The organism is Algoriphagus sp., assembly GCF_029254265.1.
Lineage (GTDB): Bacteria > Bacteroidota > Bacteroidia > Cytophagales > Cyclobacteriaceae > Algoriphagus.
The window spans coordinates 1-6,149 of record NZ_JAQWXX010000127.1 but is presented as its reverse complement, the minus strand read 5'-3'; the positions used below and the strand labels follow the sequence as shown (position 1 = coordinate 6,149).

8 protein-coding genes and 1 pseudogene are annotated in these 6,149 nt (G+C 37.1%); 7 read left to right on the top strand and 2 right to left on the bottom strand.

Annotation, left to right across the window (positions count from 1 at the left end):
* Positions 1-95: pseudogene (locus P8O16_RS19075) on the top strand (IS1595 family transposase); the annotation flags it as partial.
* Positions 96-124: 29 nt separating this feature from the next.
* On the opposite strand, the gene P8O16_RS19070 reads toward P8O16_RS19075, so the two are convergent.
* Both P8O16_RS19070 and P8O16_RS19065 read right to left on the bottom strand, forming a co-directional pair.
* The gene (locus P8O16_RS19070) at positions 125-1,027 is read right to left on the bottom strand and encodes a hypothetical protein (RefSeq protein ID WP_300317525.1); all 903 of its coding nucleotides are present in this window, start codon (positions 1,025-1,027) and stop codon (positions 125-127) included.
* 91 nt (positions 1,028-1,118) lie between these two features.
* Complete coding sequence (locus P8O16_RS19065; protein ID WP_300317528.1) at positions 1,119-1,715, bottom strand: riboflavin synthase; 597 nt, start codon at positions 1,713-1,715, stop codon at positions 1,119-1,121.
* Between the two features lie 115 nt (positions 1,716-1,830).
* Between P8O16_RS19065 and P8O16_RS19060 the strand changes: the two genes are divergently transcribed.
* From P8O16_RS19060 to P8O16_RS19035, 6 genes are all read left to right on the top strand, one after another.
* Entirely contained in the window at positions 1,831-2,487 is a 657-nt protein-coding gene (locus P8O16_RS19060) for a protein-L-isoaspartate(D-aspartate) O-methyltransferase (RefSeq protein ID WP_300317527.1), read from the top strand.
* Positions 2,488-2,632: 145 nt separating this feature from the next.
* Positions 2,633-3,151, top strand: coding sequence for an acyl-CoA thioesterase (locus P8O16_RS19055; RefSeq protein ID WP_300317522.1), 519 nt, complete (start codon positions 2,633-2,635; stop codon positions 3,149-3,151).
* An 89-nt stretch (positions 3,152-3,240) separates the two neighbouring features.
* Positions 3,241-3,795: a hypothetical protein gene (locus tag P8O16_RS19050; RefSeq protein WP_300317519.1), complete on the top strand. Its 555-nt coding sequence runs from the start codon at positions 3,241-3,243 to the stop codon at positions 3,793-3,795.
* Positions 3,795-4,112 (top strand): DUF3817 domain-containing protein, encoded by a 318-nt coding sequence (locus tag P8O16_RS19045; protein WP_300317516.1) that lies wholly within the window; start codon positions 3,795-3,797, stop codon positions 4,110-4,112. The genes P8O16_RS19050 and P8O16_RS19045 overlap by 1 nt, the downstream gene beginning before the upstream one ends.
* A 2-nt stretch (positions 4,113-4,114) precedes the next feature.
* On the top strand, positions 4,115-5,137 hold the full coding sequence (locus P8O16_RS19040; protein ID WP_075352421.1) for a hypothetical protein: 1,023 nt from the start codon (positions 4,115-4,117) through the stop codon (positions 5,135-5,137).
* Positions 5,138-5,261: 124 nt separating this feature from the next.
* Positions 5,262-6,017: a hypothetical protein gene (locus P8O16_RS19035; protein ID WP_300317512.1), complete on the top strand. Its 756-nt coding sequence runs from the start codon at positions 5,262-5,264 to the stop codon at positions 6,015-6,017.
* Positions 6,018-6,149: the final 132 nt, after the last annotated feature.

Here is a 6,149-nt window from a genome sequence, read left to right as displayed (position 1 = left end):
GAATTAATCGCTCCCAGAACAAAGACACCATCTTCAATAATCTAATCATCAGAATGGTAAAAGCAGATAAAATGTATATCTCAAATATGATATGATGTTAAGCGGACACCTCTATAAAGATTAATTATTTCTCTACCATTATTTCCTTTATTCTAAAGGGATAAATCTCATCAATTTGAAGCTTCTGTTCTTCGCTTAGTTCTTCATAATTTTTATTAAAAAGCGTTTTGGCCTTTTCTTGGCTAAGTTTTATCAATACATCAGCAATTTCCTTTCTAAGGGTAGTGTAAAGATTATAGCTGGATTTACGGTCAAATTCCAATCGAATAAGATAATTAGAATGTTCCTCAATCTGTTTAGTTAATTGAAGTTCAAAATCCTCTTGAGCAATCATTTTTTTAAACAAAAACAGTTCATCGTCACCTGAGATAAAAATGGGAATCGTGAAATAAGATGATTCGTCAAAATCCGGATCTAATATATTTCTAACTGGTTTGTCGGTTGACAAATTCAAAATAGTCAGTAACGTCAATGCCCGATAATACGGATTATCAAAATCTGCTGGCTCTAGTACTCCACTTACTGCAGCGGCTACTTTTTCTGGAGTCACCATCTCTCGATTGATCGAAGAAAGTGCACGACTCATCTCAAAATACTTTGAGCCCTTAAGGTCAGAGGAATTCATCTTTCGTAATTCTTCCAGGCATACATCCGAATAAAATTCTTGTGGAAAAAGACTTCTAAGTTCAGGAAACTCAGAATACGGAATGAAAATTAAAACATCATTATCAGATTGGATTTCCAAAAAAATATCAAAAAAAGCTTTACCGGTTGCCTCCTGTAAATCGCCTTTCGTGATCAAATAGTTTTCGAACCGATCCAACTCAGCACTTAGATTAACATCTTTTTTTGCAAAGGATTCCTCCATGCAATCAAAAAGAAACTGCTCTACCTTGTAGTCATTTTCTTGCGAAAAAACAGGCTGGATTACTATTAAAGTTATAAATAGAAATAAAATCCTAAACACTTGAATATCAATTTTATAAAATACTTTCACTTACTATATAATGTGCTATAAAAAAACAAATACGGATAAAAGAACTTTCGATTTATTGAGCTTAAGGCAACTCGTACCCTCTAATAATTCGCTGAATATACTTTCCTAGAATATCAAACTCCAAGTTGACCAGATCCCCTACTTTCAATTGATGAAAATTAGTGTGCTCATAGGTATAAGGAATTATGGCCACAGAAAATCTGCCAGGGCCAGAATTGAAACAGGTAAGGCTTGTCCCGTTGATTGTAATTGAACCCTTTTCTACAGTCACATTCCCAAATTGATTATCAAACTCAAAATCAAACAGCCAGGACCCACCTTGATCGGTCACTGCCTTTACTACACCTGTTTGATCCACATGGCCTTGCACAATATGACCATCAAATCTACCATTGGCAGGCATGCAGCGTTCCAGATTGACAGATTTCCCGACTTTCCATTCTGCAAGATTGGTTTTGGAGATCGTCTCCTGAATAGCAGTTACGCGGTAAGATTCTGGAGAAGTCTTTACGACCGTCAGGCAAACCCCGTCATGTGCAAGAGATTGATCGATTTTCAACTCATTGGCAAGGCTTGAGTTAAGGTCAAAATGAACATTTGTTCCTTCAGTAGTGATTTGGGAAATAATCCCGGATGCCTCAATTATTCCTGTAAACATGGTAAATATTTTAACTTTCAAAGTTTCAATGATTAAGCAAAAATGCCACATTGGAGTTCAAATAAAGCCAAATATTCTTTTATCTTCGACCGCATATTTGAATTAACCCATGCCTCTGCTGAAATTAGAAGACACCTATCTCCACAAGGGAAAACGAAAAGCTTTAATTGCACTTCTTCGGGAAAAAGGAATCAAAAGCGAAAGAGTTCTACAAGCAATCAACACTTTACCTCGACATTTCTTTTTCGATTCGGCATTAATTTCTCATGCTTACGAAGACAAAGCTTTTCCAATCGGTGAAGGACAAACTATCTCCCAACCCTATACCGTAGCTTTCCAAACGGAGCTTTTAGACGTGAAGGAAGGAGATAAAATTTTAGAAATAGGAACTGGTTCCGGATACCAAGGAAGCATTCTTCACCTTCTCGGATCTGACGTATATAGCATTGAATATCAACACAAACTATATGAAGGGACAAAGCGATTTCTAAAGCGATTAGGTATTGAATTTCATTTGTTTTATGGGGATGGCACAGGGGGAGTTCCTGAGTATGCACCTTATGATAAGATCATCGTAACTGCTGGTGCACCTGTGATTCCTGAGGCTTTGATTCAGCAACTGAAAGTCGGTGGGATCTTGGTAATTCCTGTCGGTGATAAAAAACGTCAAGCGATGGTCAGGATCATTAAAAAATCTGCAAAGGAAGTTGTTCGTGAAGAATTTGATGGATTTGCTTTTGTGCCCCTCTTGGGAAAAGACGGTTGGAATTAAAAAAGGTATTTGGTTTAAACAATTTTATTTTTTCCAAAGCTTCACAAAGAAAGAATTTGAATTTAAATCCAAATTTTATTCTGAATATTTTCAAGTTACTCGCTTAATCAATATAATATTTCTAATTTTGTCCAAAATCTGAATTATGGCTAAGAAGAAATTTGCCCGGGAATCGGCAACAATCATGACCGAAATGGTCCTTCCCAATGATACGAATACGTTAAATAACCTCATGGGAGGTAAATTGATGCATTGGTTGGATGTAGTTGCAGCTATAGCCGCGCAAAAACATTCAAACAGAATCGTTGTAACTGCCTCAGCAGATAGCATTTCCTTTAAACAACCAATTGCCTTGGGAAATGTCGTAACGCTAAAATCACAAGTAACTCGCTCTTTTAACTCTTCAATGGAAGTTTTCATTGAAGTCACAGCAGAAGATATTCCGGCAAATAAAAAAGTGATGACTCACAGGGCCTATTTCACTTTTGTAGCTGTGGATCAGAATGGGAAACCAATAGAAGTTCCTGAGGTAGTACCTGAAACTGCAGATGAAATCGAACAATTTGAAGGTGCATTAAGGAGACGTCAACTTAGGCTTGTACTTGCAAAGCGAATGAAACCTGAGGATGCTGTAGAACTGAAGAGTATTTTTAATCTGGATTAATCAAGATTTTCTAATTATAAAAGAAACAAATAGCCGAGAATAACGCTCGGCTTTTTTGTGTTCAGGCGATTTTTGAGCAATTTCCCATCATGGAAGAAATTAACATCCAGCAATTGCAGCATATCCTGACAGAGGATCTTTTTTTGATCCGAGAAGAATTTGATTCAGCTACCAGAAATGCCATTAATTCTCAAAATGGAGATAAAAATCAAAAATCTAAATCATCTAAAAGTGATGAAGATTTTATTACCACCAAAGAGCCGATCCATTATGAAGGAAAATTTGAGAATGGGGTACTAATCCTTCATGAGGAAGAAAAGTTGGCACCTGAAGTGATGGACATGCTAGTCAAAATGATCAACGCAGTCAACCATTCCATGAATGAAGTAGGCATGATTTCTTCGAAAAGCCTTGAAGGAAGGAGCTTAGAGGAGTTTATGGACTTAAATGCACATAGGGTTCTGAAGTTTGGAAGAATCAAACATCCGATCAATGCTTTACCGGCCTTAGACTATACTGTACACACAGAGGATGAAACGGAATTCCTTTTTGCTGATTCACTCACGGTTATTTCTGAAGATCGAGCGTTGAAAGTAAAACTCTGGGAATCACTCAAAATATTATTTAACATATCAAAAAAATAATGAGCCTTACTCCACAACAAACCAAATGGGCAAAGCGATTTCGATGGATTAGTTTGATCGAAGGAGTTTCATTTCTGGTATTATTATTTATCGCAATGCCCTTGAAATATATGTTTGAAGTACCATTAGCTGTGACCTATGTAGGTTGGGCCCATGGCGTACTTTTTATGATTTATATTTATACTGTTTTCCCTACTGCTCACCAATTAAATTGGAATTTTAGCAGAACCTTTTTTGCGCTGGTGGCCAGTATACTTCCTTTTGGACCATTTATTTTTGATAGAAACCTCAAGAAAAGTCAACATGTAGATTTCTAGAAATGGCATTGATCAGCAAGAAAAAAATCATCTATTCGATTAGTCCGGGATTACGACGATACCTGATCAAATATTCTCGCGAGGTAGATATCCCCATTCATTACCATGAGCTCTTACGCTACACGAATTCCATCGCGCTCTATGACTCTAAAGATCAGGACACCCTTTGGGAAACCGTATTTTACGATCAATCTGACCGAGAAGAGATTCATTTATATGTCAAAAAAATCTATGCTCTCCTCAAGGCTGGTGGTGATATGTCCGTCATGGAGCATCTATATGTTGACCGTATCGATCTCTGCGTATATGGAAATACCCAACCATTTCGGGTGAGAATAGTAAACCGAATCAATGATAATTTTGATTATTTCTATATCAAAAATGCGGATGCATCAAGAGTATATGGGTTGGAATTGGAGCACTTGCTTTCACCTAATCGAATCAGCTACCTTGTTCACAAAGACACTTTAATTGAAGAACATATCGCTGGGATACCCGGAGATAAGTTTATGAGAGTGCATATGCAGGATCCTCATCTAAATCCGATTCGATTGGCAAAAGAATTTGTGAAGTTCAACGAACGCTGCTTTGTCAGACTTTTAGGTGATATGCATTCCTCAAATTTTGTAATCGATGTGACTCCGGATTTTGAAGAGACACATTATCGAATACGGGCGATAGATTTTGACCAACAATCCTACGAAGGGAAAAAATCAATTTATCTGCCTCAGTATTTCAAAGAAAACAATGTTCTGATTCAATTAGGGATGAAATATATTACCCCTGAATCAATGAAACAGTATCAAAAAGAAGAACGTGCCCTGATTGCTCATCGGCTTCGTTCCTCCCAAAAAGGGATTGAGGATATCTTAAGATCAATGGAACATGATAAAATTTCCCTTCCTGCAAATATTCAATCGCTTAAGATCGAACTTGCAAAACACTATGGGAATGATAAATTTTTGGAAGCTGCCAATATGGGTCAGATTCTTCGAATCAGTTTAGAGCAACTGATCAAAAAATAAAAAAACATTTTTACGCTATTTTGCGGCCATATTATCTAAAGATCTCACCTTAATACGCCATTTGCCTTATTTCAGGCAGGATTCCTAGCAGGTACTTTTGGTTATAATTTTAAACCAAATTGCTATGAAATCAACAACACTAAACTTTTGGATTGCAGCACTTTTCGCTTCAGTATTTATTTTTGGATGCGATGGAGGCTCAAATGATCCAGATTCCATTTCCCAATCTTCTAACCCATTACCAGCTACTCCTGGAGATGCAAATGCAGTTCTGGCAGCTATCAAAGTGAAGGCAAATACTCCAGTTGCTGTCCCAGTCCCTGGAATCGATATTCTAATCGATGTAGCCTCAGCAAACTTTTATTCCGGTTCTGGTGGAACAGGCAGTTTAGTAAGTGTAGGGAATGTTTCTCTCAATGATTACAACCTTACCACTGTAGGGGGTAATTCTTATATCAATAATCCTACAGACGTCATGTTAAGTTTGAACTCTGGTCAAACAAACAAATGGAATGTCGCTGGCGCAAATGGATTTACTGCGATTAATCACACCACTGCCAAAAGAATGCCCGGTGTTGTTTCCTTTACAAATGTAGGAGAGGAAATTTCAAGATCCGGGAATGTCACCTTGACTATTCAAGCAATTCCAGCAAATATTGATAATCTACTCTGGGTTATTTCTGATGGAAGCAAAGTAGTCACAAAAGAAGCCAGAGCAACGTCAGTAACTTTCTCTTCTGCTGAGCTTAATGAGTTGAAATCCACTTCAACAGGTATTGTTCAAGTTGCAGCTTACAATACAGAGGGAAAAGATTTTGGAGGCAAAAAGATCTACTTTATCAATGAAACAGTAGATTCTAAGTTTGTAAAAATCAATTAAAAACGATATTAATTTTATATGTATATCCGCAAAGATGCCAGTAGCCAAATAAGTTAGAAGTGACAGCCAGTGACAATCGCTTTCTTGCGATCTTAACGGGTACTAAATTAGGTCAAAATAAACGGTTTTGAC